Origin of the sequence: Dyella sp. 2RAB6 (genome assembly GCF_052115385.1) — a bacterium.
Classification (GTDB): Bacteria; Pseudomonadota; Gammaproteobacteria; order Xanthomonadales; family Rhodanobacteraceae; genus Dyella_D.
In genome coordinates, this window is record NZ_JBFRGP010000046.1 from 1 (window position 1) to 3,550 (window position 3,550).

At 65.5% G+C, this 3,550-nt stretch carries 3 protein-coding genes; 1 reads left to right on the top strand and 2 read right to left on the bottom strand.

Annotated features, from left to right (window positions below):
• Window positions 1–261: 261 nt before the first annotated feature.
• Window positions 262–2,037, bottom strand: coding sequence for an acyl-CoA dehydrogenase C-terminal domain-containing protein (locus tag AB4083_RS22800; RefSeq protein WP_441610787.1), 1,776 nt, complete (start codon window positions 2,035–2,037; stop codon window positions 262–264).
• Between the two features lie 56 nt (window positions 2,038–2,093).
• Window positions 2,094–2,591 carry a hypothetical protein gene (locus AB4083_RS22805; RefSeq protein ID WP_441610788.1) on the bottom strand — a complete coding sequence of 166 codons (498 nt, stop codon included), beginning with the start codon at window positions 2,589–2,591 and terminating at the stop codon, window positions 2,094–2,096.
• A 187-nt stretch (window positions 2,592–2,778) separates the two neighbouring features.
• Here AB4083_RS22805 and AB4083_RS22810 point away from each other — a divergent pair, with 187 nt between their 5' ends.
• On the top strand, window positions 2,779–3,252 hold the full coding sequence (locus tag AB4083_RS22810; RefSeq protein ID WP_441610789.1) for an SET domain-containing protein: 474 nt from the start codon (window positions 2,779–2,781) through the stop codon (window positions 3,250–3,252).
• The last annotated feature ends 298 nt before the right edge of the window (window positions 3,253–3,550 follow it).

Below are 3,550 nucleotides of genomic sequence, written 5' to 3' on the forward strand. Positions count from 1 at the left end.
CGCTGCTGCGGGTCCGTGAGGGCTGGCCGGGCTTTTTGACAGGGCGTCCTGCCCTGTCAAAAAGGCGAGGACTTCCTGTCCTCGCCCCCTGCGGGGCCTTTTCGTCCAGCCCTCACCGCCGGCGCCAAGGGGACCCGAAGATCAAAAGCAGAGATCAAGAGCAACGTCAGAAGCACACGGAGCGTCGGGCTTTGCCCTCGCTCTCGTGGAAAAAAGAAACCCGGTCAATGGCCGGGTTTCTTTTTTTCGGTGGTGTTGCGATCAGGCGATGGCGGGCAGGGTTCCCACGCCGGCTTCGATCGCGGCCTTGTGCGTCAGGCAGCGGGGGAGCATGCGGGCGAAGTAGAACGCTGCGGTGTCGCGCTTGGCCTGTTTGAAGGCTTCGGATTGGCTGCTGGTGTTGGCGGCGGCGACGCTGCGGGCCCATACGTAGGCGAGGGTGGCGTAGCCGGAGTAGTACAGGTAATCGATCGCGGCGGCGCCGAGTTCCTCCGGATTGCCCTGCACGCGTGCGGCCAGGGCCAGGGTGAGGTCGGCCCATTCCTTGGCGGTTTTGGCCAGGGGGGCGATCAGCGGGAGCAGGGCGGGGTCTTTGGCGTGTTGCTGGCAGAAGGCCTGGATTTCCTGCAGGAACAGCTTGAAGCCGGCGCCTTGCAGCTGGAGGATCTTGCGGCCGAGCAGGTCGGCGGCCTGGATGCCGGTGGTGCCTTCGTAGAGGGTGATGATGCGGGCGTCGCGCACGAACTGCTCCACGCCGCTCTCCACGATGTAGCCGTGGCCGCCGTAGACCTGCAGCGCTTCCTTGGTCGATTCCTGCGCCAGTTCGGTGACCAGGCCCTTGGCGATCGGGATCAGGAAGGCGACCAGCTCGCTGGCGTTCTTGCGCGTGGCTTCGTCGGTGGCGCGTGCTTCCACGTCGGTCTGCACCGAGGTGTACAGCAGCAGGGCGCGCGAGCCTTCGACGATGGCGCGCTGGGTCAGCAGCATGCGGCGCACGTCCGGCTGCACCAGCAGGTTGTCGGCGGCCTTGTCGGGGAATTTCGGGCCCGACAGCGCGCGGCCCTGCAGGCGTTCGCGCGCGTAGTTGGCGCTGTTCTGCAGCGCGCGCTCGGCCAGTGCCAGGCCCTGCACGCCGACGCCCAGGCGCGCGGCATTCATCATGGTGAACATCGCGGCCAGGCCCTTGTGCGGCTGGCCGATCAGGTAACCCTCGGCGGCGTCGAAATTCATCACGCAGGTGGCCGAGCCGCGCAGGCCCATCTTGTGTTCGATATTGCTGGCCACGACGGTGTTGCGCGCGCCGAGCGAACCGTCTGCATTGAGCTTGAACTTCGGCACGATGAACATCGAGATGCCGCGGCTGCCGGCCGGTGCGTCGGGCAGGCGGGCCAGCACCAGGTGGATGATGTTTTCGGCCAGGTCGTGTTCGCCGGCGCTGATGAAGATCTTGGTACCGGTGATCTTGTAGCTGCCGTTGTCGCCCGGTTCCGCGCGCGTCTTCAGCAGGCCGAGGTCGGAGCCGGCCTGCGGTTCGGTCAGGCACATGGTGCCGGTCCAGCGGCCTTCGACGATCGGCTTGAGGTAGGTGTTCTGCTGTTCCTCGGTGCCGTGCAGTTCCATCGCGTGGCAGGCGCCTTCGGACAGCAGCGGATACAGGCTCCACGACAGGTTGCCGGCCTGGAAGATCTCGGTGGTGGCGGTGCCGACCGTATTGGGCAGGGCCTGGCCGCCGAAGTGCTCGGCCTGGGTCAGGCCGGTCCAGCCGCCCTCGGCGAAGGCCTTGAAGGCTTCCTTGAAGCCCTTGGGCGTAGTCACCGTCTGGGCGGCCTTGTCGTACTTGCAGCCTTCCTCGTCGCCGCTGGCGTTGAACGGCGCCAGCAGCGCCTCGCTCAGGCGGCCGGCTTCTTCCAGCACCGCGTCGAGCAGGTCGCGCGTATGGCCTTCGCCGCCCTGCAGCTTGGTCAGGGTGGCTTCCGCGTTCAGCACGTCGTAGAGGGCGAAGCGCAGATCGTCGAGGGGGGCTTTGTAGATGGTCATGTGCGATTTCCTGCCTGGAATGCGATGAAGAGATGTTTGCGGAGAGCGGCGCGTGTTCAGCGCCAGGTGTTGGCGATGCCCGGCACCGGCGAGAGCCAGTCGTTGCCGTGGAATTCGAAATCGCGGGGCTGGTCTTCCTGCTCCGGCTTGGCGCTGGCGCGGCCGACCACGCCATACGGCACCGAGCCGCCGCTGCCCTTGGCCGCCGCGGCGGCGAGCGCCTGGCTCATTTCCGGCGTGGGCAGCAGGTTGACGCGGGTGATGTCGCCGGCGAAGGCGGGGATATCCAGGTCGAACTTCGCGTGCAGCCGCACCGGTACCAGCTCGGCCAGCTTCAGCTCACCGTCGATCGAGCGGAAATTCATGCCGCCGTAGCTGTTGTTCTGGATGCGCACGGTGAGCTGCCACTGCCCGTCGGGCCGCACCGTCATCTCCTGGATGCTGATGGTGGGCGGAAACACGCTCTTGCGCGGCGGGCCGCAAGCGACCATCCCCAAGGAAGCCAGGCCCAGCAACAGCAGCAGGGGGATCAGGCGGTACAGCCGACGCAACATGGCCACTCCAAACGATCGTTTGAATGGCGATTCTAACCACGAGAGGGGGGAGGGACGCCAGGGGCCGGAAGATCGAACCCGCCGAACCGCGAAAAACCACCACATGCGCAGCTTCCCGCGCCCTGGCGATTCCACCGTCACACGGAACAAGGCATCATCCCCGTTTCCCCCGAACCAGGTCCTCCGCATGTCCCGTCGTTTCATCGCGCGCCGCTCCCCCATCCACGGCAATGGCGTGTTCGCCACCGCGCCGATCAAGAAGGGCGAGGAGATCGTCGAGTACAAGGGCACGCTGATGACCCACCAGGAAGCCGACGTGATGTACGGCGACGGCGGCGAAACCGGCCACACCTTCCTGTTCACCCTCAACGACGACTACCTGCTCGACGCCAACCGCAAAGGCAACACCGCCCGCTGGATCAACCACAGCTGCACCCCCAACTGCCAGGCGCTGGTGCTGGAAGCCGAGAACGGCGACCCGCGCAAGGACAAGGTCTTCATCGAAGCCATCCGCAACATCAAGCCCGGCGAAGAGCTGACCTACGACTACGGCATCATCCTCGACGTCCCGCACACCGCCCGCCTGAAGAAGGTATGGATGTGCCTGTGCGGCTCGCCGAAGTGCATCGGCACGCTGCTGAAGCCGAAGCGCGGCCGTTAAGCAGCCAGGCAAATCCATCGCTCGAAAGCCGCGTGCAAAACACGCGGCTTTTTTTATGCCTGTTCTCCAAAAGCGCCCACCGCCTGGCGTGCGAGCTTTTGCTTTCGCTCTGGCTTTTGCCGTTGCTCTTGATCTTGATCTTGATCTTGGCTTTTGATCTTCGGGTCCCCTTGGCGCCGGCGGTGAGGGCTGGACGAAAAGGCCCCGCAGGGGGCGAGGACAGGAAGTCCTCGCCTTTTTGACAGGGCAGGACGCCCTGTCAAAAAGCCCGGCCAGCCCTCACGGACCCGCAGCAGCG